We start from the raw sequence: 26,235 nt of genomic DNA on the forward strand, positions 1-26,235 counted from the left end.
TTCACGACTCCTTTGCTGCTTTTGCTTGTATCCGATAATTCTCCATCATGTTCACCACAGCTTCTAAAGCCTCGTCGGATAATGCTTTGACCGGGCTTTTTGGCGGACCTACAGGAATCCCTGAAAGTTCAGCTGCTTTTTTCAAAGGTGCTGGTAACGTTCCTAATGTGAATGTCGCTCTTAACGGCTGCAGCTGCTGCTGACATTGCTCACTTTGGTCAAGATTTCCTTGCTGAAACGATTCATAAATGCCAACGACGGTTTTGGGAAGCACATTTGCCGTTGCCGCCACTGCACCTGTTCCGCCTAGCTTCAATGTCTCTAAAATGAGGGAATCCGTTCCTGCAAGCACGACAAACTCTTCATCCTTTGTGACATCGAGATACGCTTTGATATTGGCAATATCTCCACTACTGTCTTTAATACCTAACACATTCGGTAGGACGCTGAGCCTTGCAACCGTCTCTGGCGCAAGTGACACACCTGTTCTTGATGGAATGTTATAAAGTAAAATGGGGATGGTCACATTTTCTGAAATATGACGAAAATGCTCATACAGCTCCTCTTGTGATGGCGCAACAAAATAAGGGGTGATAACCGACAAGACATCTACGCCTAAATCTGCGAACTTGTTTGACAGCTTAATGGTTGCCTCAGTGCTATTCTCACCTGCTCCCATGTATACAGGCACCCTGCCGCCCGCAGCCTTTACAACAGTTTCAGCAATTTGAAGCTTTTCTTCCTCTGAAAACAAATGAAATTCGCCGTTTGTCCCTAAAGCAAAGATGCCGTGCACACCTGAATCGATTAAATGATCAATAAGTTGCTTTGTCACTTCTGGATGAAAATGCTCTTCTTCTGTAAGCGGTGTCAAAATAGCTGGAATGATTCCCTGAATGTTCAAATGATCCTCCCCTTCTAGTTGTTGCATTTTTAAACAACTAATTATTAAAACGCTTTCATGATTCTTATTATAAAAGCAATATGATTTATTTAGCAACATCTTTTTCGTTTTTTTCAAATATTCAGTGGGTGACATAAGTAGATGTTGATGTTTTCAACAAAAAAAGTGAACCAACCGGTTCACTTTTTCATGGCATTCAATGTATGAAGAAGATGCTTCACTTTCAGTCTGACTCTTTCATGTAAATGAGCAGTATGCTCCTTTTCTTCTGCATTGGCAGCAGCGATACAAAGATGATGTACCTGGATACTTGTCTCTTGTTTAATGAAGTGCATCAGCTCGCCCATTAGCTGGACAGACGCACCATCTGATATCGTTCCTTTCAGCACAAGCCAAACGGACAGCTCTCCTTCTTGATGCATCCCATAAAGAAGGACATCTTCATCATCATCTTCAGCGGCGTATTGCTTCGGCCCATCAGATTGACCAAGAAATAAATTCCCTTCCTCATCATCCAGCATGTCATGGAGTGCTTCAGTTCCCGTTCCAAGGGACCGTGTCCAAAAGAAACCCCCGCTTTTCTCATGTGATGAAAGGATGCGCAATGGCTGATGAGTAGAAAATGTCATTCCGTTTGCGCCATATGTTTTCCACCCATTCGCTAAGTTCAGCCTTGAATGTTCAGAGATGGACGCAGGTTCAATTACCAGCTGAGGGTTTGCCCGCAGTGGATGTTGGAGAGGTGTTACATCTGTTTCATACACCCGGTTCACCCGTTCGGTGGTCAACACATGATGCGGTTCTCCCAGCATGTCCGTCTTTCCTTCATTCAGCAAAAGCAGGCGGTCACAATACAAACTGGCAATGTTCACATCATGAAACACACCGATCACCGTTAAGTTAGAGGAAGTGGTCTCTTGTTTAATCAAATCGAGTAACTCTTTTTGATAAGCTAAATCAAGAAAACTGGTTGGTTCATCCAGCAATAAATAGTCAGGGCACTGAGCCAGCGCTTGAGCTAAGTAAACCCGCTGCTGTTCTCCACCGCTTAACTCATGGATGGATTGATCCTTAAATTGAGCAATATCTGTTTGGTCCATCACCTTGCTGACAATCTCGATATCTTCTTTTGTAACAGATTGTAGCCATCCTTTCTGATAAGGATAACGCCCAAACTGGACCGTTTCTTCCACTGTAAATGAAAAGGCTTGATCGGTCTTCTGGGGAAGAACCGCCAATTTTTGCGCAAGTGCCTTTGGCCGGTAGGATTGAACTGGATGGCCACTTAGTGTTACTTGGCCGCTCTCAGGTGCTAAAATACCTGCGATCATTTTAAGTAGCGTCGTCTTACCGCTCCCATTTGGACCAAGGATGCCGAGGAATTCCCCTCGCTCCACTTCAAAACTCACGCCGTGAATGACCTCTTTTACACCATATCCCCCTCTAATTTCCTTCACTTGAATCATAGATGCGTCCCTCCTCTATATCTGCGGATGAGGATGATGCCAAAGACAGGAGCACCAATTAACGCCGTAATGATGCCAATAGGCAATTCAGTCGGTTCAATGATCGTACGAGAGAGCACATCTGCTAAAACGAGAAAGGAAGCACCATTCAGCATCGACAAAGGCAGCAAATGACGATGATCCGTAATGGATAAAAGACGGATAAAATGTGGAATCACCAGTCCTACAAATCCGATCGTTCCTGACACAGCCACCGCACTTCCAGTCAGAATCGAACCAGCAAGCAACACCACATATTTGCTCCGTTTCACATGCACCCCTAACAGTTTTGCCTTTTCTTCGCCATATGTCATCACATTTAAATCTCTTCCCATCAAGATCAGTGCAAATGTACCAATGAGGAAAAAAGGAAGGAAAAGAGCAATATATCGCCAGCCTCTCATAGACACACTGCCTAGAAGCCAATGAATAATCTCTTTTAAATCATCACCTGTTAACGCAATCATTAATGAAATGAGGGCTCCTAAAAAAGAGCTAAAGATGACCCCCGTCAAAATTAAAGAAGAAATGCTCATTCCTCGGTGAACCATACGGGCAAAAAAGAGGACGAGACATAGTGTGACAAGCGCTGTTGTCATACTCAAAAAAGGCAGTGTAAAACTGCCAAGCAAAGGAAACTGCAAACTGAAAAACAATGTGGCTACAGCCCCCACAGATGCCCCTTGAGATACCCCAAGTGTATAAGGGTCAGCGAGGGGATTTTTTAATAAACCTTGAAAGGCTGCACCAGATAACGCCAGAGCTGCTCCGACTAACGCCGCTAATATCACTCTCGGCAGCCGGATATTCATCATAATATTGCGGTCAATCGCATCAATGGTTCCGGCCTGAATTCCAAATACTTCATGAACAAAAATCCGAAGTATAGAAGGAATGGGAATCCCTAAACTGCCAAATGAGATTCCCATTCCAATGCTCACCACAAGAAGTAAAACACTTGCTGTGTATGAGATGATGATTTTATTTGAACGTGTCAGGATAGATGCTTTTCGCAAGAGCCTCCACTCCTTCAACCAATCGCGGTCCCGGTCTTGATGCCAGATCCGTATTCAATTGAAAGACTTGTTTTTCTTTGACTGCTTTGATCGCCTTCCAGCCGTCTCTTTTTTTCAGATCAGCTAAACTTGCGCCATCAATCGTAACGATGGCATCAGGATTTCGTTTAATAATTGATTCTTCCGTCATTTGCACCCAGCCTGTTTGGTCGCCAGCAGCATTTTTTGCATGAATGACAGACAACATTTCGTCCATAAACGTTTGTTTACCTGTTGTATAAATTTCAGGCGCACCCGATACTTCGACAAAAACTGTTTTTTGTTTGTCTTTGGAGATGGATTCTGCTTGTTTTTTGATGTCATTCAGTTTTGATTTCATCTCATCTACAAGCTTCGTTGATGCCTCTTTTACGCCAGCTGCTTCACCAATCATATTAATAGACTTATACACATCTTTGAAAGAGGCTGCATCATTAACAGTCAGCACTTGAATACCTGCGTCTTCAAGCTGTTTAAATCCGTCTTTTGAACTCATTTGTGATGCATGTGCTAAGACAAGATCAGGCTTTAAGGAAATAACCTTCTCTACATTGAAATCAAGACCGCCAATCTTCTCCACCTTTTCTACTTCCTTTGGATAGTTGTCAAAGTCTGATCTACCAACGATTTTATCTCCAAGACCAAGGGCATAGGCAACCTCTGTATTACTTGGAATTAACGAAACAATTCGTTTAGGCTGTTCTTTGATTTCAACGGTTTTACCAGCTGCATCTTTGATGGATACAGGAAATGCCGCAGCCACTGTCTCTTTAGGCTTTGAACTGTTTGTTTTTTGGTCCGTTTCCGCACCTGCACACCCTGCTAAAACACCGATCACAAGTAACAATGATAGCCAAATACCAGTTAACTTCTTCATCAATAAACCCCCTGCTTTATGTACTGCTTGACGTCATCTCTTTCGTCAATTCTTTTCTAATTTCGGGAATATTATACTACAGTGAAGATAGGTTGTATATGTGATTCCGAATACGTCTTGTCTGTCCTTATAAAAGAAAAACAGCCTTTGACGTGGCTGTTTTCACTTCCGCTATTGATTGATATGTTCACCATTAATGACAACTTTCTGAAATGAAGGAGATACTGCATGTTCCAATGAAAGAGGGTACGTGACATCGTCAATGACACAGTCTTTCATTTTAAAGTGTGTGACCGGGGAATGTGAGTATGCGGCGATCTTCACGCCATATCGTCCTCCGCTGCTTTTTAATCCTTCTACTTCAATATGACGGACTACAGGCCTATGCGGACCGGCATCCCCTTCCTCATACATCATGTCGATACAGACCACCTCATGCTTTAAGCTCTTCACTAGATTGTTTTTAAAATAGATGTGTTCAATGGTACCGCCCCTGACAGAGTTGGTCTTAATGCGCAATGCCCTGTCGAGGTTCGGACTGTCCATGACATTATCCTCTGCATATACATACTTGACGCCTCCAGAGATTTCACTCCCGATCGTTACTCCGCCATGACCATCACGCATCGTATTTCTACGAATGACGATGTTTTCAGATGGAACACCGATTCTCCGGCCGTCCTCATTTCTGCCCGATTTAATGGCAATACAATCATCGCCATTATCAAAATAACAATCTTCAATGAGCACATGTCGGCACGACTCTGGATTCACACCATCTGTATTTGGGCCATGACCGATGATATTCACCCCACGGACGATGACGTTTTCACTTAACACCGGATGGACTTGCCACATCGGTGAATCCTTTACTGTTACTCCTTCAATGAGAATGTTTTGGCAATTGTATGGCTGGATAAAGCTTGATCTTAAATAATGGCCTTCGCCAAACACTCTTTCTTCCACTGGTATTCTTTTTTCAGCCATTTCAAAAAGAAGCTGACGATCCCGATCTTGAGAGGGTTGACCATTTGTTCCATACTTCCAAGGCCACCAGTGGTGTTCATCCCCTCTCCCGTCCAGCGTGCCTGCTCCTGTAATCGCGATGTTTTCTGCATGATGGGCATAAATAAGTGGTGAATAATTATAAAGCTCAATTCCTTCATATCTTGTTAGAACAAGCGGGAGATAATCACGTGTATCTTGGCTGAAGGTCACATAGGCGTTTTCATGAAGATGAAGCTCTACATTGCTTTTCAATTCTAGAGCGCCTGTCAAAAATGTCCCTTCAGGAATCAGCACACGCCCTCCTTTCAAACGATGTGCATCATCGATGGCAGACTGAATAGCATTTGTCGAAAGCTCTATCCCTTTGTTATCTGCACCATAATGAATGACATTGAATTCACGATCTGGGAACTTTGGCGCTTTTATCTGCTTTAACACATGATCTATGCCATTTGTTTCCTTGTCTTTTTTCCCTTGCTTTGCTAAACGTGCGAGTCCAATTCCTGTTAGTACTGTTCCTGCTGTCACATACATCAAATTCCGTTTTTTAGACATTTCCTTATCCCCCAAACGTCTTAAAGTGTCACACCTGTTTTAAAAATGGCCAGCTCTCTAAAATTGTTTTTTTCATGATTTAACAGCTTTCCACTCGCCACATCAATCACCGTAGCAATGAATTTCTCTAGCACCACATCTTCTGGTACATCTTCAAGCAATTCCCCCGCATTAAAGTCGATCCAATGTTTTTTTGTTTCATATAAAGCGGTATTGGTCGATACCTTCATCGTTGGAACAAATGTGCCAAACGGTGTGCCTCTGCCTGTTGTAAAGAGGACGAGCTGACAGCCAGACGCTGCGAGAGCAGATGAAGCAACCAAGTCATTCCCAGGCGCACTTAATAAATTCAATCCTTTTCGTTTTAGCAGCTCCCCGTATGTTAAAACATCCTTTATAACGGAAGTACCCGCTTTTTGTGTGCAGCCGAGAGATTTATCTTCTAATGTCGAAATTCCTCCTGCTTTATTTCCCGGGGAAGGATTTTCATATACTGGCTGTCGATGATCCATAAAGTATTGTTTAAAATCATTGATCATCTGCACAATATTGTCGAATGTCGCTTTTGATTCCGCTCTCTCCATTAAGATCTCTTCAGCCCCGAACATTTCCGGCACTTCTGTTAAGACGGTGGTTCCGCCTTGAGCCACAATAAAATCGGACAGTCTACCTAAAAGTGGATTTGCGGTAATGCCTGAAAACCCATCTGATCCTCCGCATTTCAAGCCAATTTTCAGCTCAGATAACGGAATGTCTTCACGCTGATCTTCTTTCGCTGCGTCATAAATTTCCTTGAGTAAAGCGACACCTGTCTCAATCTCATCCCCTACTTCTTGGCTTCTTAAAAATTTCACCCTCGTCTGGTCATACTCCCCTAATGTAGCTTTAAAATCCTCAATATCATTGTTTTCACAGCCAAGCCCTAGAACGAGAACCCCTCCAGCATTTGGGTGCTTTACGGCATTTTGTAAGATGGTTTTTGTGTTTTCATGATCATCCCCAAGTTGTGAGCATCCATAATTGTGTTTTAATACTAACGCCGTTTCAAAAGGATGGATGTTTCCCCCCATTTCAGCGGTAAATATTTGAATGATTTGATCGGCAATGCCATTGACACACCCAACTGTTGGGACAATCCAAAGCTCATTTCGTATACCACTTGCGCCATTTTTTCTTTTATACCCTTTGAATGTCAGATTCGTTTTTTCATAGGGGTTTTCTGTTAAAGAAGGGCGGTATTCGTAATCGAGCTTACCTGATAAATTCGTTTTGATATTGTGCGTATGCACCCATTCTCCAGTCGAAATCGCAGTGGATGCATGACCAATGGGGTAGCCATATTTGATGATATTCTCTTTTTCTTTGATCTCAGCCAATGCAAATTTATGACCTTTAGCAACGGTTTCTTTTAAAATGATTGTATGACCTTGGTGCTGAAGCTCTTCGCCTTGCTCAAGCACTTTTAAAGCGATGCCAACATTATCTGAAGGATGAATCACAACAAAGTCTCTCATGCCTTCTCCCCCTGACTTTCATATTGAAGTATTTGGTGAACAGCAGCTCTCATGCCATTTTCATGTATGCAGGTGAGCTGCTCGGCTACTGCATCCTTCAGCCCTGCGATCCTCGTCAAATCCATCCCCCATAAAACTTCGTTTGAAAGAAGTGGATCGACCATTAATTCATAGGAATGGTCCACTTCCTCCCATGCTTCCTTCATGAATGTCATCACAGACTCATCATCCTTTATTTGATCTGCATGGACTTGATAAAAATAAATCAAACTGCTCAGTGAGAACATAAGCTTCGTAGGCAACTGTTTTTTTAGCTCTATATAATCTAGAAGAGACGGGAGAATACGTGCCCGAAATTTAGATACACCATTTAAGGCAATATCGAGTAATTGATGTTTGACAAAAGGGTTGCAGAATCGATCCCAAACGGATTGTGTATAAAGAAGTAGCTCTTCTTCAGGAAGTGGCAAACTTGGCAACACTTCCTTCTCAAGCATGCGGCGAATGAACACACCAACATGCTCATCATCCACCGCTTTTTTGACAGTGTCCAAGCCACACGAATATGCAATCGGCACCATCGCTGTATGTGCACCGTTTAAAATGCGAACCTTGCTCATTCGATAAGGAGCGATATCTTCCACAAAAAGTACGTTTAACCCTGCATCTTGAAAAGGAAGCTCTTTTTGAACAAACGGAGGTGCTTCAATGACAAACAGGTGGTAATATTCTGCCGTGACAAGCAATTCATCGATATACCCCTCTTCTTTTTGAACAGTCTCCGCTGCTTCCTGAGAAAAACCTGGGACAATCCGATCAACTAACGTATTACAGAACGTGTTGGCTTCCTTCACCCAAGCCACAAAATCAGGCGGAAGATTCCACTCAGCTGCCATTGTGATCACATATTCTCTTAATCGATCACCGTTTTGTTCAATCAATTCACAAGGTAAAATGATCAAGCCCTTTTTCTCATCTCCAGAAAAAGCTTTAAAGCGGTGATACAAGAAGGCTGTCAGCTTTCCTGGAAAACTTGCTTGCGGCCGATCTTCTAATCGGTCCTCTTTTCTTAACACAAGTCCTGCCTCTGTTGTATTAGAAAAGACAAAACGCACATCAGGACTTTCCGCTACATGTAAAAAGGCTTCATAATCTGTATATGTGCTGATTCCCCTGCTGATGGATTGAATGACGATCCGTTCGTTCATTTCTTTTTGGTCATGAAATCCTTGAATACATAAAGTGTACAAACCATCTTGTTCATTTAGAGCGGTCACTGATCCTTTTCGAGGAGGAACAACCACTGCTCTTCCTTTAAAATCTGTACAGTCGTTTAGCTTCTGAATCTGCCAATTCATAAATCCCCGCATAAAGTTCCCTTCGCCAATTTGTAGAATGGTTTCAGGATATTCAGCCACTGGGTACACATCTTTGGATAATCGTCTCAAACGCTTTTCCTCCCCGCATTTTTTGCACACGTGAACATTTTTATTTAAAAGATGCTGATTACTGCACCTTTTTTACTGAATCTCTAATCATCAGCTCTGTGTGGACATACACTTTTTCCAGATGATCGTCTTCTTGCTTTTCACCGTTGATGACTGAAAGGATGGCTTCTGCTCCAAGCGCACACATTTTTTCAATTGGCTTTTTGACTGTTGTGAGGGCAGGCGTTGTATAAGATGAAAATGAAATATCATCAAAACCGATAATAGAAAGATCATCAGGACACCTTTTACCTTTTGCAAACAATGCATTCATCGCACCAATCGCCATGTCATCGTTTGAGCAAAAAAGGGCAGTTGGTGGATCATCAAGAGTGAGTAAGGCTTCCATTGATTCATAGCCGCTCTTCATATGATAGTCGCCTGTGATCATGTATTCTTTCTTCATGGGTACATGATGGTCAATGAGTGCTTGCAAAAAACCAGCTTTTCTTTCCTGTGTGGATTTAAACCCTTCTTTCCCTTCAATAATGGCAATTTGTTTATGCCCCTGCTGAATGAAATAGTGTGCAGCTTGGTATGCACCTTCACCATCATCTGCTAATATATTCATCACTTGATTACTTTCTACACGGCGATTCAGTACAATAATGGGAATGCCTTGCTTTTTCACATGATGGATAAACGCTTCATCATGCTCGCTTTGGCTCATGAGCAAAATACCATCATACCGCTGTTTATGAATGGTTGTGTAATCGTAAAAATCGTCAATTCCTCTTACAACCAAATGATAGTTTTCTGTTATCACACTGTTGACGCCTTTTAACGCATCAACAAAGAAACTTGAGGATGTGCCTTCTGTTAAACTCGTAAAAAACAGACCAATTGTAAATGATTTTTGCGAGACAAGGCCTCTGGCATGGACATTCGGTGAGTAATTCAGCTGTTTTGCAATCGACAAGATGTTTTGTTTTGTTTTCTCTTTAATAAAAGGACTATTATTCAAAGCCCTTGATACTGTGGTATGAGAAACGTTTGCCAATTTTGCTATATCTTTGATTGTGACTGTCATGCTATTCCGCCTTTTATGATTTTTTATCATCTTATCATAAAAACGCTTTCATATTCTTGCTTTTTGTTCATATCATCTTGCTTTTATGCGGAAGCTCATTTGCCCGTTCAAATTGAAAATACTGCTTTGCATTTTCATAGCTGATTCCTTTTACCATTCCCCCTAGCAAATTGAGATCATTAGGCGCTTCACCTTTTTCCACCCAATCTCCAATGATGTCACATAACAGTCTACGGAAATATTCATGTCTTGTGTACGACAGGAAGCTTCGTGAATCTGTCAGCATCCCAATAAATCGGCTGATCAGTCCGATACTGGAGAGTGCCATCATCTGCTCTGTCATTCCCTGCTTTGTATCATTAAACCACCAGGCTGTTCCATGTTGCATTTTCCCAGGAGTCTTTCCATCTTGAAAACTTCCAGCTATCGTTGAAATCACCACATTGTCCCTTGGATTCAAGGAATAGAGGATGGTTTTTGGCAATGCATGTGCTTGTTCTAACCGATCTAATACGCGGCAAAGGGGTTTTGCAATGTCTTCATCATTCATTGCATCATATCCGGTATCTGGTCCAAGCCGCTTAAACATTTTTGAATTGTTGTTTCTGAGCGCATTGATATGAAGCTGCATCGCCCATCCCCGCTGAGCATATGCCTGACCTAGTTCAATGAATGTGTGCGTTTTAAATTGAACCTTCTCCTTTTCCGTCAATGGATGTCCAGACATTCTTTTATGAAAAATGATCGTAGCTTCTTCTTCCGTCGTGTCTTCGTACGTCATTTCATTGATGGCATGATCTGAAATCAAACAGCCCTGTTCATGAAAGAAATCGATTCGCATATGAAGTGCTTTTATGAAGTCTTGATAGGATTCGATCTGGATAGATGAAACCTCTGCCAGCTGATGAACATACTCGATAAACAAGTCATTTGTGATATCTAATACCTTATCTGGCCGAAACCCTGGCAGCACTTGCACAGAAAAGCCTTCTTCCCGCAGTTGTTGGTGATAAATCAACGAATCAACCGGATCGTCTGTCGTCACAACCGTTTCAACATTTGATTTCACAATGAAATCTCTCGCACCAAATCCGTCTCCTTGCAACTTTTTATTTACTTTTTTCCAGATGATGTCTGCGCTTTCTTCATTCAACAGTTCTTCAACATCAAAATACCGTCTTAGCTCTAGGTGGGTCCAGTGATAAAGAGGATTTCCAATCGTCATCGGAACGGTTTTCGCCCATGCTAAAAATTTCTCATAATCTGAGGCATCTCCTGTGATATGTGTTTCAGGTATCCCATTTGCTCTCATGGCGCGCCATTTGTAATGATCTCCGTAAAGCCATGCTTCGGTTATATTTTGGAACGTTTTATTTTCATAGATTTCTTTTGGACTTAAATGACAATGGTAATCAATAATCGGAAGGTTCTTTGCAAACTCATGGTATAGCTTTTCCGCCGTTTGACTGTTTAATAAAAACTGCTCATCTAAAAAGGCTTTCATCAAACTCCCCCATCTCTTATAATGATGAAAATCAATTTGTTCACGTTAACAATTTTATTGTAATCGTTTACAAAATCGATTTCAATCCTAAAACAAGAAAAAACGATCTCCTTTAGAAAAGAAAATCGTTCTTTGGCTATTTTACAGATGGTGTTTTCTTTAGGATAATCGCAATAGTTGTTCCTTGACCTAATTCACTTTCTACTTGAATATCGCCATCGTGCAGCAAGACAAGCTCTTTTGCAATCGCCAGTCCTAATCCTGTTCCATTTGTTGGATCATTCGTATTTGTCCCTCTATAGTAACGATTAAATAAATGATCCACCGTTTCTTGCTCCATTCCGCGTCCGTTATCTTTCATTTCGATCCGAACTTCATCATTTGTTTCAGATAGAACAGCTTGAATAAGAGTACCTTTCTGGTTATGCTTCACTGCGTTTGCCAGCAGGTTCTCAATGACTCGTCTAAACCAGGCTTTATCGATCTCAAACATGACACCCTCTGTTTGATCTTCAAAGGATGACATATAATCTTCAGAAAGCGTGCTTCTTGAAAACTCGTCCATAATGGAGGCTAAAAATTCCCCAAGCTCAACAGGTTTTCGATTAATAGGCAATGCACCATTTTTCAATCGATACGTGAGGTTTAAATCCTCAATCAAGGTCGACATGTATTCTGATTTCTCACGAATGACTTGTCCCATTTCCATGACTTCTTCTTTGGACCATTGGTATTGATCTGATTCTAGCATTAATCCATAGCCGTAAATCGTGCTAAGAGGCGTTTTTAGATCATGAGACAGCCCTGCGATCCATTCTTCCCTTGTGGTTTGAATTTTTCTTCGGTTTGCTTCATTCTCTTTTAACGTATTGGTGAGCTGATCCATTGTTTTAAGGATATCCTCAAACAGCCGATACTCCCGCTTAATACGGCCCTTTTTATTTTTACTTACTGGAATACCTTTTCTATTTGTTGGCTCCTGCAATTTATTTCTTGATAAGAAAATCAGCCAGCGGATAATGTGATAGATCGGTAGCCCATAGCGATACGAGTACCATAATGTCATAACGATAATAATCGTGAGCGCAAGACCTGCAATTAAGATGGTTCTATATTGATTTAAAGCATCTCTTTCTTTATCGTATAATTCGTCTGGGCTATATACTTTATTTGGTACAGAAATGATGATATACAGGTTTTTATTCACTCTAATATAAGAGAGATCACTTCTAAACTCCCAAGGCTTTGATTGATATTTGAGCAGTTCAACATCCGTTACATTATTTTCCAAATTGTTATTAGCTCGAATGCCCTTCAAATATTTCCCTTCATCATTGAACAGATGCACCGATCCATTCATTCTTTTCAAGAATTCTTTCGTTTCAGTTGAATATTGAGAGAGAGCAGCCAAATTTTTCTCATGCTGCTTCAAATAATTGGCTACCTTTGTGCTGTTTGTTTTAAACCCATACAAAACGATAAAGCTTTTTTGATCAATCTCAATGGGCCAAAAATACATCTTGTAATCTTTAAATTGTCTTTTTTCAAAGATTTTGATCATTTCATCCTTTTGATAGGATGTTGGAATGGTCTTAGGGCGATGGTAGCTATAGACGTTATGCTTTTTTGAATCAATGACTTGCAGCCAGCCATCTCGTTTTCTTACTGCTTGTTTGAGCTGATCATCGGCTTCCATTTTTCCATCCTCGTTAAAATAAAGCCAGCTCATGAGTGTATCTCCATCAGCTTTTGTTAAACCGGTTTCAGCCATGTTCTCGAAGTGTTTTGTTAAATATAAATTTTCAGAGAACGTATTTCCGATCACCAAAATGGCAATCACAATAAACATTTGTCCAACAAAGTGAAAGAAGAGTTTTGTTCGTAAATTCATAAATTATTTAATAACCTTTGCTGGATGCGGTATAAATTTATAGCCCATACCACGGATCGTCACAATATATTCTGGCTGACTCGGATCTAACTCGATCTTTTCTCTCAGCTTTCGAATATGAACCATCACGGTGTTGTTATCACCATATGATGGAACGCCCCATACTTTCTCATAAATTTGATCTTTTGAAAGAACCACATTCGGATGATCACAAAAGTACTTCAGCAAGGAGAGAAGCTGAGCAGAGCATGCAGTCACCTCTCCTCTTACTTTCAATTCGGCTGAATGAGGATGATAGGAGAAATGGGAAAATTCAAATCGACTTTGAGTATCATCTTGCTCCTCCTGTAAGGAGATATAAGTTCGGTTTAAGTGCGCCTTAATTCTAGCTACTAGTTCTAACGGATTAAATGGCTTTGTGATGTAATCGTCTGCACCTTGTGCAAATCCAGTCAATTTGTCTACATCAGACGTTCTTGCTGTTAAATAGAAAATCGGTGCCTTCGTCATTTTCCTGATTTCAGGCAGAACATCAAAGCCTGACTTACCGGGCATCATCACATCTAGAAGTAAGAGGTGGATGTCCTCGTTTTTGACAATATCTAATGCTTCATCTGCATGATAGGCTTTATAAATATGTTGAAACCCTTCTTTTTTTAATACGCGTTCAACCATTTTTACAATTGCTTCTTCGTCATCTGCAATCAATATTTTTGCTGTTTCCACGCATCTCTTTCCTTTCCAGCTATGATCTCTAACCGTATATTACCATTGTCCAAAGTAAAAAAGTACCTCTTTTCTGCATAAAAGCGAAAAAAGATCGACTGGAGAAAATGGCATAACAAGGTAATATCAAAAAATGCAAAAAAACCCGGTCATACATACCGAGTTTTTTGTCCATCTATTATCCGTTCACAGCTTCAAGCTTTCTTTCATGATTCATTAAGTCATATGTTAAACAGATTGGCTTATTCGTTCTCGGATCAAGAACAATTTCTGCATCGATGTGGAACACCTGACTGAGCACCTCTTTTGTCATGACCTCATGAGGCGTACCATCTTTAATGACTTTCCCTTGATTGAGGGCAATCATATAATGTGAAAAGCGTGCAGCATGATTCAGGTCATGAATCACCATCAGCACCGTTCTGCCCTGCTCTCTGTTTAAGCGTTCTAATAGCTGAAGGATCTCCAGCTGATGAGCAAGATCTAAATACGTCGTTGGTTCGTCTAATAAAAGCAGCTCTGTTTCCTGAGCGAGTGCCATCGCAATCCATACACGCTGACGCTGTCCACCGGAGAGTGCTTCAATTGGCCGGTCATGAAATGCAATCATTCCCGTCTCCTCAAGTGCCCATCTGATGATTCGTTTGTCCTCATTTGATAAACGGCCAAATCCATTTTGATGTGGGAAACGTCCATATGACACAAGCTCATAAACGGTCAGACCACTTGGTGCTTCAGGTGTCTGCGGTAAGATGGCCATTTGTTTTGAAATTTCTTTTGTTGGTGTTTGATGGATAGCCTGGCCATTTAAATAAACAGCACCTTGATGGGATTTCATAATACGAGACATTGTTTTTAAAATCGTTGACTTCCCGCACCCATTCGGCCCAATTAATGTGGTCACCTTGCCTTTTGGGATGCTGATATTTAAATCGTCTACAATCAAACGGTCATGATAGCCAATACAAAGCTTTTCTGTTTCAAGTGATTTCATCTGTTGTACTCTCCTTCCTCATTAGTTCGTTTTCATCAATAAGTAAATGAAGTAAGGTGCGCCTAAGGCAGAAACGACAAGTCCAACGGGCACCTCTGATGGAGCAAGTATGACACGCCCAAGTGTATCTGCAAGTAATAACAGCAGTGCACCAATCATAGCGGACGCCGGTATCATTCCTTGATGTTTCGGACCAACTAGCTTTCTTGCGAGGTGTGGTGCCGCTAACCCTAGGAACGATATACTCCCTGCAACAGCGACACTTGCACCGGCTAATGCAACTGCAATCAGCATGAGAAAACTTCTTTCTTTATGAACTGAAATCCCTAAGCCATAAGATATCTGATCACCCAAATTCATGATATTTAAGTAGCGTGCCCTCACCATCGCTAATACAAGAAAAATCAGCATCCACGGCACGACTGATAAGACATATGTCCAGCTTGAGCCCCAAATACTTCCTGACAGCCACACAATGGCTTGGTTAAAATCATTTGGGCTCATCTTTAATTGAATGACCACAATTGCTGCTGAAAATGCAGCATTGATCCCAATACCAGTTAAAATCAATCGAACAGGCGTAATGCCCTTTTTCCACGCTAGCACATAAATGAGAAATGCAGCAAAGGCTGCCCCTGCGAAAGCGAAAAGCGGCAGTACAAATATCGTAAAATCACCTAAGTTCGACATCGAGCCCTGAAAGGCAAAGATAAACAAAACAACCGCAAAACCTGCACCCGCATTTACACCTAGAATGCCGGGATCAGCTAAACCATTTTGAGAAACACCTTGCCAAATGGCTCCTGATACAGCTATAGAAGCGCCAACAAGTAAAGCGATGACCATCCTTGGAAGTCTGAACTCGAATAATACAAGCTCATCCATTTCACTTCCGAGTCCAAAAAATGTTTTGAATGTATCCATCGGAGAAATCCGTATCTCTCCGGTATTTAAACTAATCAGGAACACAGCCACGATCGCTAAAAAGATCATGACCATCGTTCGTTTGTATTTCTTTTTCTTTGCCTGCTGCACCATTTCCATTTAAATTCCGCTCCTTTCACGTCTCGCTAAATATAAGAAGAAAGGAACGCCTATAATGGCTGTAATGGCACCAACTGGCGTTTCAAACGGCGCATTGACAAGCCTTGCCGCAATGTCTGCATAAATAAGCAAAATTGCCCCTAAAATAGCTGAGCAAGGGATAATCCAGCGATAGTCAACGCCGACCAAAAAACGCGTAACATGAGGAATCACAAGCCCGATAAAGCCAATAGAACCTGCAACTGACACGGCTGCACCTGTTAAAAGGATCACGACCAATATGCCAAGTACCTTGACTGTTCGTGTATATTGTCCAAGCCCTTTTGCTAATTCATCACCTAAGCTTAAAACCGTGATGGAGCGGGCAAGAATCATTGCGATGATCAGTCCTACAGCCGCAACTGGAATAATGATCTTAATATTGCTCCAATTCACACCAGCCACACCGCCTGCGTACCAAAAACTCATATCTTGCGCGACGTCAAATCGAATGGCAATCGCTGAGGAAATTGAGCTTAAAAGTGCGCCAACAGCCGTACCGGCTAATGCGAGCTTCACAGGAGTAAGTCCCCCTTTTGAAAGGGTTCCAACCCCAAATACAATAGAGGCGCCAAGTGCTGCACCCAAAAATGACCAAAGAATTAATGTAAAAGAAGATTGGCCTGGGAAAAAAGCAAACGCAATGGCAATCGCAAATGCAGAGCCATTTGTCACACCCATGATTTCAGGAGACGCAAGCGCATTTCTTGTCATGCCTTGCATGATGGCACCCGATACTGCTAAAAAGGCACCGACAAGTGCGGCACCAACTGTACGCGGCAGCCTTAGTTCCCTAATGATTTGATGTGAGGTTTGTTGTGAGTCAAAATGAAAGACGGCTTCCCATACCGTGTGTAAATGAATGTTTGCCGCTCCTAGCGATACTGATAAAAAAAGACCGAATGCTAAAGCAATGATTCCTATGATGACAACAGCTGCTGTACCAAAAGGCTTTGTCACAATATCTATCGCATCATCTTTAGCTGACAGCTGTTTATTCGATTGTGAGCCCAAAACCAGTCTCTTCCTTTCCGTTCATATCTATTCGTTATTAATGATAATGATTATCAATCTCGGAGTCTAGTATATCACTTTCTTCACGTTTTGAAATCCTTGTTCTGATAAATTTCTTTATTTTCATCAAAAAACCGGGAGAATTTCACCATTTTCATTTTGGTCATAAAATAGCCGATGCATTTTTTCTTCTATCATGTTAAGATATAATCGCGAATGAGAATCATTATCATAAACAATTGAATAGGAGCGAACTTTTGTGAAAAAACGAACTGGACTTCTTTTGATTTCCTTCATGACCCTTATGATTTTTACTGCTGCTTGCGGCAGCACTTCCAATAAAGAATCGGGAGCCAAAAAAAATGACACGATCACCTATCAAGATGTAAAGGGTGAAGTGAAACTGCCTCAAAACCCACAACGTATTGTGCTTCTGGCGGAAAGCTATTACGGAGATCTCGTAACACTCGGCAAAACCCCAATTGCTGCCACTGCACCCATCTTTAAAAACCCTTTCTATAAAGGAAAAACAGATGGAGTGAAAAATATTGGAAAATCTCCCTCTGTTGAGAAAGTAGCCTCTTTGAAGCCGGATATGATCATTGCTTGGGGAGAAGATGAGAAATTTGATCAATACAAAAAAATTGCACCTACAGTTGCCATTCAATACAATCAATATTCGTTTAAAGACCAGCTAAAAGAATTCGGTAAAATGACAGGTACATCAAAAAAAGCAACGGATTGGATCACAAAATGGGATGCCAAAATTGCTGAAGTGAAACCAAAGGTAACAAAAGCTGTAGGAAACAAAACCGTTTCGATCGTATCACCATTCGATAAGGGCATTTACATTTTCGGTAACACTTTTGCACGCGGTGGTGAAATCATTTATGACGAGCTGCAATTAAAAGCTCCGAAGGCCGTCCAAAAAGAAGCCATCGACAGTGGTGTCGGTTATGCAAACATTTCTCTTGAAAAGCTTCCAGAATTTGCAGGTGATTATATTTTCACAAGCCCATGGAGCGGTTCAAAAAGTAATGGCGATCAAGTATATAAAAGCAGCATCTGGGCATCACTTCCTGCTGTCCAAAACAAACGCGTATTTGAAACAGATACAGTCGGTTACTTCTTTAATGACCCTGTGTCACTAGAAGGTCAGCTCGAATTTATTGTGGATCGATTAACATCTGCCTCATAAAAAAATACGTTTCTCCAATGCTGGAGAAACGTATTTTTTAAACTGTACCTTTGGCAAATTTTTTGGACATGAATGGGTAGAGTAAAATGCCAACTAAGAACAATCCAATACCAAGACCAAATGTTTTTAAATCAGCTGTGCCTGAAATAATGACCCAAGCGGAATACCCCATGGCCACAAGCGCAATGATCCCGTCTCTTGTCCGGTTTCCTTTTTGGAGCTCATATGTGTCACCTTGCATGATGACCTTAAAGCTGTAGATCGACGACACGATATACGGAATGAGATACGCAAGTGTCGCTGATGTTGTTAAGAAAGTAAAGGCTTCATTAATCGTACGGGACATGACTGAGAAAATAAACAGCTGTGACATGATATTTGTGACAGTCAAAGCAAAAACAGGACTACCTTTTTTGTTTGTTTTTGCAAACACTGCTGGGAAATCGCCAGCTTTTGCTGCTTGATAAGGGACTTCAGAACCAAGCAAAATCCAGCCAAGCATCGAACCAAATAAACAAATGATCGCAAGAAGTGCCATGACAATTCCGCCAGCCGGCCCGATAATGAGCTGAAGCACGTCTACGAATGGTTTATCAGAACCTTGCAATTGATCATGCGGCAGAACGCCCATTGTAATCAAGGTTATAATCATATAAATAGACAGTGCAATTAAAAGTCCTGTAATCGTCGCACGTTTGACATCACGCTGCGAGGAAGCTCTTCCTGATAAAATGACAGCAGATTCGATGCCGATAAATGCCCATAGTGTGGAGATGGCCGCATGATGAATTTGGCCTCCAAGTCCGAGCACTCCTTCACCACTTGCTGCTTCAACAGGGAAGTAATAATGTTCAAATAATGCGGTTTGGAATGCAAATAAGCCTGCGACAATAAAAAGGACGAATCCAAGCACCTTTGAAAAGGTCGTAATAAAGTTCAACTTACTTGCTGCACTTAAGCTTGTAATTAAAATCGTATGAGTCCCCCATAGAAGGATTGTACATACGATAAACGTTGTGAGCTGACCAAGTGTGATCGCTTCTTTTCCAAAAGTAAAGATCTCCGTTTTCACGGTTAAAATTGGGAAAAAGGTTGTTAAATAACCAGCTAGGCTTGTGATAATGGCGACATTACTAATCCAGCTTGCCACCCAATATCCCCAAACCATTGTAAAACCGGCTGCTTTTCCTTTTTTCGGATCTTTAAAAAGCGCTCTTGCATAGCTTTGTGGTCCAGCTGTCAGCTGCGGTTTATGAATGGACAAATGTCCAAACACAAAGGCAATCATCAGTACGCCGCCACCTGTGACAAGCCATGCCATCGTCACACCTAAAGGACTTGCATGCTGGGCAAGTGTACTAGGCAGCATAAAGATGCCTGAACCTACCATATTTCCGACGACAAAAGCCGTCAATAACCAAAAACCCCATTTTTTTGTCTGTTCCATTTTCGTACCTCCGTTATATTCACTTTGGACCAGACCCGGCAGTATCTTCATTGATATATTTGTGAAGCAATGACTTGCATTCTTTATGTTCATGTTGGGTCACTTTCTTACCAGCATACCCTTTTCTTAGGCAATCAGAACATAAAAAAAAGCCTGAACAAAAGTCCATGCTTTTCAAAACATACACCTTGATCTCCGGATAGCCCTCCACGCTTCAAAGACGTGGCAGTCCTGCATTTGTTCAATGCAGACCCAGCATAAAGAAAGTTGGAGCTCTCTCTACACTTCGGCGCTGATGCCTTTTTTCTCATGATCAACGATTCCATCTCTCCCATGAGTGACTCATCATCCGCGCAACCTCTACCTCACTGAGACATAGCGTGAGGATTTCTATTCATTTTTACTACACGAAGGTTATCAAACATTCTCATATCTGTCAAAGGGAAAAACATAGAAAAAAGGCAGAGAAATGATTCTCCGCCTTTTTGTCAGCTTATTGATGGTTGTTTTTCTTCTTTTGGACAGCTTCCTGAAGCGGATCGCCTGCTAGTTCTTTACTTGCTTCTTCTAACAGCTGATCAACCTGCTGATGGTCTTTCTCGCTTTTCGCCTTTTTATCCTTTTGGAAAAATGACATCGCTATTTCCCCCCTTTTCATAAAATGCCTTTGCCTGTTTAATTTGTGCTACAGCGCTCAGCATTATACAAAGAGGAGCAGTTCATTCATCGTGAAAGGTCTGTCTCATTTTTTGCAAATACGTTAGAAAGGTCTTTAAGTCTTCCTCTGTGAAGTCTGACATCATATGCTGAATCACCTTTCCAAAAAGACGTGTATGCTTTTCGTAAATAGCCAGCCCTTTTTCCGTGGCTTCTAGCCGGACAAGGGAATGATCGTCCTTGTCCCGTTCTCTCTGAATGTAGCCTTGCTCACATAATTTATTGAGGGCTATGGAAGCGGCACCTGGGTTGAGAGAGAGTCTTTGTTTGAGCTCTTCAGCATGTGATACTTTTCCTTGTATCAATATAGAAAGAGCATATATCTGTGGAGGCGTGATGTCTTTTTCTAACTCAAGTAACTTGCGGTTTAATTTACGGCTGACTTCATAATGTACAAGAACAATTTCTTTTAAAATGTCTGCATTACTCATCCGAATCGCATCCTTATCGTTAGTGTCAACATGACTTCCTTCTTATTATAGAATGTTTTTCCAAACAGCCAACTATTTTATCCCATTTTTCTTTAGAAATAAGCCTTGCTGAATGGATTCACCCTTGATATAGTGAGTACTTGAACAAAAAACAGAACAGGAGTACGCATCATGACAGGAAAAACACATATTATGGGCGGAATTGCCGCCTCCACAGCCGTCGCCTATTATTACGGATTCGAACCAGTGACGATGGCTGCTGCTGGATCAGTAGGTGCCCTCATCCCAGATCTATGTCATACGAAAAGCAAAATCGGCAGGAAATTCCCGCTCCTTTCCACACTGATCAGTAGTGTGTTCGGTCACCGCACCTTTACACATAGTTTATTATTTCTGCTGATCATTTATTTTATTGCGACAACATACATTCCAAATGACAGCCTCAGTACCGGGTTACTAGTTGGGATGGCAAGCCACCTCATCCTTGATGCAGGCACAGTGAACGGTATTAAATTTTTGTTCCCTGCAACCATGAAAGTACGTCTCCCCTTTTATGTCAAAACAGGCAGCACAGGAGAACAAGTCGTACTAGCTGCTCTGACCATTGTCACCTGCTATTACATGGCTGTCATTTGCGGAATATCCATCCCATTGCCGTTTTAGAAAAAGAAAAAAGAGTTTTGCAAAAAAGCAGGATATGAATTGATCATTCCTCATTTTTTTAGTAGTTTTAAGATAAGTGTTTTTGCCTTGCAGCTGAATACAGAATGGTGAGGAGTTACATAAATGAAAGCGTTTTTCAAAAATCACTGGTTTTTAGTGTACTCCATCCTCTTTATGTGGATGAAAACATACATCATTTATCAATTCGGATTTCATATACGAACGGCCAATCTGTTTCACGAATGGCTGCTTTTGATCAACCCACTTAGCTTTTTGCTCCCTTTGTTTGGGATTGCTCTTTTCTTAAATGAAACGAAACAAAAGGTCTTTTTATTGACCACAAATTTTATTTTGACAGCCATTTTGATATCGAATACGATCTTTTACGGTTTTTATATTGATTTCATTACCATTCCTGTCTTATTTCAAGCAAAGAACATGGGAGATATGGGCAGCAGTATGACTGAATTGTTTCATCCGCTATTTATACTCATGCTGATTGATTTTGTGGTGCTGGCATGGCTTTTAAAACGGAAACCGTTATCACCTAAAGCGTCTTTTAAGACAATCAAAACATACTATGTGGTTTGCTGCAGCTTGCTATTGTTCCATGTCAGCTCAGCTTTGATGGACCACCCTCGATTTTTGACAAGCTCATATGATCGAGAAGTCATTGTACGAAACCTTGGGCTGTTTCAATTCCATTTGTATGACGGTGCCGCTCAAACAGCACGAATTGGACAAAAAGCCTTTGCAGATGAAGATACACTTTCAACAGTGGCAAACTACACAAAAGCTGATTACAGTGCACCGAATGAAGACTACTTTGGACTTGCTAAAGGCAAAAATGTCGTGTTCATTTCACTTGAATCAACGCAGCAATTTGTCATGAATCAAAAGGTGAATGGACAATACATCACACCATTTTTAAATGAACTTGCCAAAAAAAGCTTCTATTTTGATGAATTTTATCAGCAGACAGAACAAGGCAAAACGTCGGACTCAGAGTTTATCGTCGCAAACTCCCTCTATCCATCTAGCAGTGGCGCTGTCTTTTTCACAGCGAGTGACAACGAATATGACACACTGTACAAGCAATTGAAAAAAGAGAATTATCAATCCGTCCAATTTCATGCGAATAATAAAACGTTCTGGAATCGTGATGTGATGTATGAATCTCTTGGGATTGACCGCTTTTATGATGTCGATTCATTTGATGTCAATGAACAGAATTCGACTGGCTGGGGCTTAAAGGATATCGACTTTTTTGACCAATCCATCGATTATTTAAAAAAGCTGAAGACGCCTTATTACAGCACGTTTATTACCTTAACCAATCACTTCCCATTTGAAATTGATCCAAAGGATCAGTTCATTGATGAATACGATTCGACTAGCACCATTTTAAACCGCTATGTGACCACCGTCCGCTATCAAGATGAAGCCATCAAAAGGTTCTTTGAACGAATGAAAGAAGAAGGACTATATGAAAATACAATGTTTGTCCTGATGGGAGACCACTATGGCATTTCAGAAGCACATCATGAGGCAATGGCAGAGCTGCTGAAGCAGGATGAAATCACACCGTTTGATGCGGTTAAACTGCAGCGGGTCCCTTTTTTGATTTACATTCCTGGGGTGACAGACGAGGCCCCTCAAACCATTTCTGAAACAGCCGGTCAAATGGATGTCAAACCGACACTTCTTCATTTACTCGGCATTGAATCAAAAGATGCCATTCAATTTGGAAATGATCTTTTCTCCAATGAACGGACACCGTTCGCTGTGCTGAGAAATGGAAACTTTATTACGGATGATTATCTTTATACAAAGAACACGTGCTATGATCAAAAAACAAAACAACCTGTTGAAGAAGATGAAGTATGCCAGCCTTATATAGAAAAAGCCAATAAAGAGCTGTCTCTATCAGATAAAGTGATCAACGGGAACTTACTACGTTTTTATCAGCATTAAAAGCTGCCCTCTGGCGGCTTTTTCTTTTCTCTTTTCCTGAAAGCCTATGAATGGTCAAATAAGTTTGATTATAATATAGGATACACATGATGTTGAATGATAAAGAGGTGTGATCATGAAATATTTATTCTTAACCTACGTCACCATCTGTTTGCTCCTGACTGGGTGTCAAACGGAGTCGACGTCATCAGATCAAAGCAAAAAGACAGAACTTGTGATTTCAGCGGCGGCAAGCCTGCAGGATGCTTTGAAAGAGATTGAATCTGCCTATGAAGATGATCATCCAAATGTGACACTCACGAATAATTTCGGATCATCCGGCGCATTGAAACAGCAAATCGCTCAAGGAGCAAAAGCGGATCTCTTCTTCTCAGCAGCTGAAGAGCCTTTTGATGACCTTGTTCAATCTGGCGACATTGATCAGGATCATACAAAGGATGTCATACAAAATGAGCTTGTCCTCATCGTGCCAAAAGAAGGTTCCTCTTCTATCAAAACCTTTCGCGATGTTGATCACATAAAAGGAAAGATAGCGCTTGGCACACCTGAATCTGTTCCTGCTGGTACATATGCAAAAGAGATTTTCACAAAACTGAATATATGGGACCAAGTGAAACAGAACGCTGTCTATGGCAAGGATGTTCGTCAAGTATTAAACTATGTCGAAACAGGAAATGTGGAAGCTGGTGTCGTGTATAAGACGGACGCGCTCGTTTCTCGCAAAGTAAAGATAGTAGATGAGGCAAATCAAGACATGCATTCCCCCATCATTTATCCTGTTGGCATTGTAAAACAGACCGATCACATGAAAGAGGCGAAAGCATTTTTTCAATATCTCCAATCAGATCCGGCCGCAGCGATTTTTAAAAAGTACGGCTTTCAAGTGAAATAATGCCGATGCTGACCGAAGATTTTCTTTCACCTATCTGGCTGTCCGTACAAGTGGCTGCTTTCAGCGGGTTATTGGCTGTCGTTTTAGGAACGTCCATTGGTTTTTGGATGGCCCGTACATCTTTCAAAGGGAAAATGATCGTGGAAACGCTCCTCATGATGCCGCTTGTCCTTCCGCCAACGGTCGTAGGATTTCTGCTGCTCGTTGCGTTCGGGAAGAACAGTGTGATTGGACAAGCGATTGAATGGATCTTCCATCAGCCTGTCATCTTCACTTATTGGGCAGCAGTCATTGCATCGACAGTTGTCGCATTCCCGCTCATGTATCAATCAGCGAAAGCTGGATTTTCTACGATTGAGTCAGACATTGAAGGTGCTGCAAAAGTTGATGGTGCGCATTCTTTCCAGGTCTTTGCCTATATTACCGTCCCACTCGCACTGCCATCTCTTCTCTCTGGTGCAGTTTTAAGTTTCGCAAGGGCGTTAGGAGAATTTGGAGCGACTTTAATGTTCGCTGGCAACATTCCTGGGAAAACGCAAACCCTCCCAACAGCCATCTATGTGGCGATTGATTCTGGACGAATGGAACTTGCGTGGGCTTGGACCATTTGTATTGTGATCCTGTCTTTCCTCATGCTGTTGGCTGTTCGCCGAAGCAGGAATTAAAAAATCCCCTTCTCAAAAAGAGAAAGGGATTCAGATTGTTGACAAAGGGCTAAAATGAACTTGATTTTAGCCCTTTGTCTTCTTTTCAGCGTGATAGAAAACCTTTGCTAGTCTAGGAAGGACGAGTACTGGCGCAGAGCGAATTTGACATTCGTGAGCACCAGCACGCCCTGACAAAATATGCGAGGGTTTGTCTACACGCTGAGGGGATAATTTTATTTATTCAAACCCAACCGTCATCGTTTCTGGATTAGACCCGACACGTTCGTTATTATTAAGTGCATTGATTTTTTCCATGTCTTCTTGTGAAAGCTCGAAGTCAAAAATGTCGGCATTTTGTTTAATGCGATCTTCATTGATTGATTTTGGAATGGTGACAACGCCGCTTTGCAGATCCCAACGCAAGATCACTTGAGCCACAGATTTGTTGTATTGTGCTGCAATTTCCTTTAATACGTCATGATCCAAAAGCTTTCCTTGCATCAGCGGAGACCATGCTTCAATTTGAATGCCTTTTTCTTTCGCATATTGTCGTAATTCTACAAGTGTCAGTTTTGGATGAAACTCCACTTGATTCACCGCTGGAACAACCTCCGCATCTTTTAACAGCTCTTCTAAATGCTGCACGTAGAAGTTGCTGACACCAATCGCTCTTACTTTTCCATCTTTATAAAGCTTCTCAAGCGCACGCCATGTCTCTTTAAATGTATCTGCATTTGGTCCAGGCCAATGAATCAAATAGAGGTCTAAGTAATCAAGACCGAGCCGGTTTAAGCTTGCGTCGCATGCAGCGAGTGCTTTGTCATATCCTTGATCTGTGTTCCATACTTTTGACGTAATGAACAATTCTTCTCTTTTTACGCCAGATTCTTTAATGGCTTTCCCTACGCCTGTCTCGTTTTTATAAACGGCAGCCGTATCAATGCTGCGATAACCGTTTCGTATGGCTGCTTTTACGGCATCAACCACTTGGTTGCCGTCCTCCACTTTGAATACACCTAAACCAAACCATGGCATTTCTACTCCGTTATTTAGTGTTACGGTATCATTCAAGCTTTTGACCATGTTAACAACCACCTTTTCATAGATTCCATCTTTTTC

23 protein-coding genes and 1 riboswitch are annotated in these 26,235 nt (G+C 41.4%); of the genes, 5 read left to right on the plus strand and 18 right to left on the minus strand.

Features of this window, described 5'->3' with window-relative positions; translation table 11 throughout:
* Position 1: 1 nt before the first annotated feature.
* From dapA to NSQ64_RS17125, 14 genes are all read right to left on the minus strand, one after another.
* Positions 2-904, minus strand: a complete 903-nt coding sequence (gene dapA / locus NSQ64_RS17060; RefSeq protein WP_144666013.1) for a 4-hydroxy-tetrahydrodipicolinate synthase — start codon at positions 902-904, stop codon at positions 2-4.
* A gap of 179 nt (positions 905-1,083) precedes the next feature.
* Complete coding sequence (locus tag NSQ64_RS17065; protein ID WP_341017448.1) at positions 1,084-2,370, minus strand: heme ABC transporter ATP-binding protein; 1,287 nt, start codon at positions 2,368-2,370, stop codon at positions 1,084-1,086.
* Entirely contained in the window at positions 2,367-3,425 is a 1,059-nt protein-coding gene (locus NSQ64_RS17070) for a FecCD family ABC transporter permease (protein ID WP_341017450.1), read from the minus strand. Before NSQ64_RS17070 ends, NSQ64_RS17065 begins: the two co-directional genes overlap by 4 nt.
* On the minus strand, positions 3,391-4,341 hold the full coding sequence (locus tag NSQ64_RS17075) for an ABC transporter substrate-binding protein (RefSeq protein WP_251210451.1): 951 nt from the start codon (positions 4,339-4,341) through the stop codon (positions 3,391-3,393). The genes NSQ64_RS17070 and NSQ64_RS17075 overlap by 35 nt, the downstream gene beginning before the upstream one ends.
* Before the next feature lie 171 nt (positions 4,342-4,512).
* Complete coding sequence (locus NSQ64_RS17080; RefSeq protein ID WP_096881846.1) at positions 4,513-5,904, minus strand: glycoside hydrolase family 28 protein; 1,392 nt, start codon at positions 5,902-5,904, stop codon at positions 4,513-4,515.
* 20 nt (positions 5,905-5,924) lie between these two features.
* Positions 5,925-7,418: a UxaA family hydrolase gene (locus NSQ64_RS17085; RefSeq protein ID WP_341017453.1), complete on the minus strand. Its 1,494-nt coding sequence runs from the start codon at positions 7,416-7,418 to the stop codon at positions 5,925-5,927.
* Positions 7,415-8,866, minus strand: a complete 1,452-nt coding sequence (locus tag NSQ64_RS17090) for a tagaturonate reductase (RefSeq protein WP_341017455.1) — start codon at positions 8,864-8,866, stop codon at positions 7,415-7,417. Before NSQ64_RS17090 ends, NSQ64_RS17085 begins: the two co-directional genes overlap by 4 nt.
* A 58-nt stretch (positions 8,867-8,924) precedes the next feature.
* On the minus strand, positions 8,925-9,935 hold the full coding sequence (locus tag NSQ64_RS17095; protein ID WP_326116659.1) for a LacI family DNA-binding transcriptional regulator: 1,011 nt from the start codon (positions 9,933-9,935) through the stop codon (positions 8,925-8,927).
* A 67-nt stretch (positions 9,936-10,002) separates the two neighbouring features.
* Entirely contained in the window at positions 10,003-11,439 is a 1,437-nt protein-coding gene (uxaC, locus tag NSQ64_RS17100; RefSeq protein ID WP_341017459.1) for a glucuronate isomerase, read from the minus strand.
* A gap of 136 nt (positions 11,440-11,575) precedes the next feature.
* Positions 11,576-13,330: a HAMP domain-containing sensor histidine kinase gene (locus NSQ64_RS17105; RefSeq protein ID WP_341017461.1), complete on the minus strand. Its 1,755-nt coding sequence runs from the start codon at positions 13,328-13,330 to the stop codon at positions 11,576-11,578.
* A 3-nt stretch (positions 13,331-13,333) separates the two neighbouring features.
* Positions 13,334-14,056: a response regulator transcription factor gene (locus NSQ64_RS17110; protein WP_268358446.1), complete on the minus strand. Its 723-nt coding sequence runs from the start codon at positions 14,054-14,056 to the stop codon at positions 13,334-13,336.
* 178 nt (positions 14,057-14,234) lie between these two features.
* Positions 14,235-15,050, minus strand: a complete 816-nt coding sequence (locus NSQ64_RS17115) for an ABC transporter ATP-binding protein (protein WP_017368048.1) — start codon at positions 15,048-15,050, stop codon at positions 14,235-14,237.
* A gap of 21 nt (positions 15,051-15,071) precedes the next feature.
* Positions 15,072-16,094, minus strand: coding sequence for a FecCD family ABC transporter permease (locus tag NSQ64_RS17120; protein ID WP_007500263.1), 1,023 nt, complete (start codon positions 16,092-16,094; stop codon positions 15,072-15,074).
* On the minus strand, positions 16,095-17,147 hold the full coding sequence (locus tag NSQ64_RS17125) for a FecCD family ABC transporter permease (RefSeq protein WP_008347113.1): 1,053 nt from the start codon (positions 17,145-17,147) through the stop codon (positions 16,095-16,097). It lies immediately after the preceding gene.
* Positions 17,148-17,406: 259 nt separating this feature from the next.
* On the opposite strand from NSQ64_RS17125, the gene NSQ64_RS17130 reads away from it, so the two are divergent.
* Positions 17,407-18,345, plus strand: a complete 939-nt coding sequence (locus tag NSQ64_RS17130) for an iron-hydroxamate ABC transporter substrate-binding protein (protein WP_041507762.1) — start codon at positions 17,407-17,409, stop codon at positions 18,343-18,345.
* Between the two features lie 37 nt (positions 18,346-18,382).
* Here NSQ64_RS17130 and NSQ64_RS17135 read toward each other — a convergent pair whose 3' ends face one another.
* The 3 genes from NSQ64_RS17135 to NSQ64_RS17145 all read right to left on the minus strand — a co-directional run bounded on the left by NSQ64_RS17135 (position 18,383) and on the right by NSQ64_RS17145 (position 20,940).
* Entirely contained in the window at positions 18,383-19,792 is a 1,410-nt protein-coding gene (locus NSQ64_RS17135; protein WP_035701368.1) for an amino acid permease, read from the minus strand.
* A 192-nt stretch (positions 19,793-19,984) separates the two neighbouring features.
* Positions 19,985-20,163: riboswitch (Lysine riboswitch) on the minus strand.
* Between the two features lie 122 nt (positions 20,164-20,285).
* A complete protein-coding gene (gene sspJ, locus NSQ64_RS17140) occupies positions 20,286-20,429 on the minus strand; it encodes a small acid-soluble spore protein SspJ (RefSeq protein ID WP_008347117.1) in 144 nt (47 codons plus the stop codon).
* Positions 20,430-20,511: 82 nt separating this feature from the next.
* Positions 20,512-20,940 (minus strand): MarR family winged helix-turn-helix transcriptional regulator, encoded by a 429-nt coding sequence (locus NSQ64_RS17145; RefSeq protein ID WP_007500254.1) that lies wholly within the window; start codon positions 20,938-20,940, stop codon positions 20,512-20,514.
* A gap of 171 nt (positions 20,941-21,111) precedes the next feature.
* Here NSQ64_RS17145 and NSQ64_RS17150 point away from each other — a divergent pair, with 171 nt between their 5' ends.
* The 4 genes from NSQ64_RS17150 (at position 21,112) to modB (ending at position 25,134) form a co-directional block, all read left to right on the plus strand.
* Positions 21,112-21,603: a metal-dependent hydrolase gene (locus NSQ64_RS17150; protein ID WP_008347118.1), complete on the plus strand. Its 492-nt coding sequence runs from the start codon at positions 21,112-21,114 to the stop codon at positions 21,601-21,603.
* A 123-nt stretch (positions 21,604-21,726) separates the two neighbouring features.
* Entirely contained in the window at positions 21,727-23,577 is a 1,851-nt protein-coding gene (locus NSQ64_RS17155) for an LTA synthase family protein (RefSeq protein ID WP_268382981.1), read from the plus strand.
* Between the two features lie 115 nt (positions 23,578-23,692).
* The gene (gene modA, locus NSQ64_RS17160) at positions 23,693-24,469 is read left to right on the plus strand and encodes a molybdate ABC transporter substrate-binding protein (protein WP_041091903.1); all 777 of its coding nucleotides are present in this window, start codon (positions 23,693-23,695) and stop codon (positions 24,467-24,469) included.
* Positions 24,469-25,134, plus strand: a complete 666-nt coding sequence (gene modB / locus NSQ64_RS17165; protein ID WP_041507764.1) for a molybdate ABC transporter permease subunit — start codon at positions 24,469-24,471, stop codon at positions 25,132-25,134. The genes modA and modB overlap by 1 nt, the downstream gene beginning before the upstream one ends.
* A gap of 219 nt (positions 25,135-25,353) precedes the next feature.
* Here modB and NSQ64_RS17170 read toward each other — a convergent pair whose 3' ends face one another.
* A complete protein-coding gene (locus NSQ64_RS17170; protein WP_041507765.1) occupies positions 25,354-26,199 on the minus strand; it encodes an aldo/keto reductase in 846 nt (281 codons plus the stop codon).
* Positions 26,200-26,235: the final 36 nt, after the last annotated feature.

This window comes from Bacillus sp. FSL W8-0183 (genome assembly GCF_038006825.1).
Classification (GTDB): Bacteria; Bacillota; Bacilli; order Bacillales; family Bacillaceae; genus Bacillus; species Bacillus altitudinis.

Coding starts and splice junctions, on each gene's coding strand:
- NSQ64_RS17145 (WP_007500254.1), bottom strand. CDS start 20,940: ATGAGTAATGCAGACATTTTAAAAGAAATTGTTCTTGTACATTATGAA.
- NSQ64_RS17085 (WP_341017453.1), bottom strand. CDS start 7,418: ATGAGAGACTTTGTTGTGATTCATCCTTCAGATAATGTTGGCATCGCT.
- uxaC (WP_341017459.1), bottom strand. CDS start 11,439: ATGAAAGCCTTTTTAGATGAGCAGTTTTTATTAAACAGTCAAACGGCG.
- NSQ64_RS17065 (WP_341017448.1), bottom strand. CDS start 2,370: ATGATTCAAGTGAAGGAAATTAGAGGGGGATATGGTGTAAAAGAGGTC.
- modA (WP_041091903.1), top strand. CDS start 23,693: ATGAAATATTTATTCTTAACCTACGTCACCATCTGTTTGCTCCTGACT.
- NSQ64_RS17135 (WP_035701368.1), bottom strand. CDS start 19,792: ATGGAACAGACAAAAAAATGGGGTTTTTGGTTATTGACGGCTTTTGTC.
- NSQ64_RS17080 (WP_096881846.1), bottom strand. CDS start 5,904: ATGTCTAAAAAACGGAATTTGATGTATGTGACAGCAGGAACAGTACTA.
- NSQ64_RS17095 (WP_326116659.1), bottom strand. CDS start 9,935: ATGACAGTCACAATCAAAGATATAGCAAAATTGGCAAACGTTTCTCAT.
- sspJ (WP_008347117.1), bottom strand. CDS start 20,429: ATGTCATTTTTCCAAAAGGATAAAAAGGCGAAAAGCGAGAAAGACCAT.
- NSQ64_RS17150 (WP_008347118.1), top strand. CDS start 21,112: ATGACAGGAAAAACACATATTATGGGCGGAATTGCCGCCTCCACAGCC.
- NSQ64_RS17075 (WP_251210451.1), bottom strand. CDS start 4,341: ATGAAGAAGTTAACTGGTATTTGGCTATCATTGTTACTTGTGATCGGT.
- NSQ64_RS17155 (WP_268382981.1), top strand. CDS start 21,727: ATGAAAGCGTTTTTCAAAAATCACTGGTTTTTAGTGTACTCCATCCTC.
- NSQ64_RS17105 (WP_341017461.1), bottom strand. CDS start 13,330: ATGAATTTACGAACAAAACTCTTCTTTCACTTTGTTGGACAAATGTTT.
- NSQ64_RS17115 (WP_017368048.1), bottom strand. CDS start 15,050: ATGAAATCACTTGAAACAGAAAAGCTTTGTATTGGCTATCATGACCGT.
- NSQ64_RS17120 (WP_007500263.1), bottom strand. CDS start 16,094: ATGGAAATGGTGCAGCAGGCAAAGAAAAAGAAATACAAACGAACGATG.
- NSQ64_RS17170 (WP_041507765.1), bottom strand. CDS start 26,199: ATGGTCAAAAGCTTGAATGATACCGTAACACTAAATAACGGAGTAGAA.
- modB (WP_041507764.1), top strand. CDS start 24,469: ATGCCGATGCTGACCGAAGATTTTCTTTCACCTATCTGGCTGTCCGTA.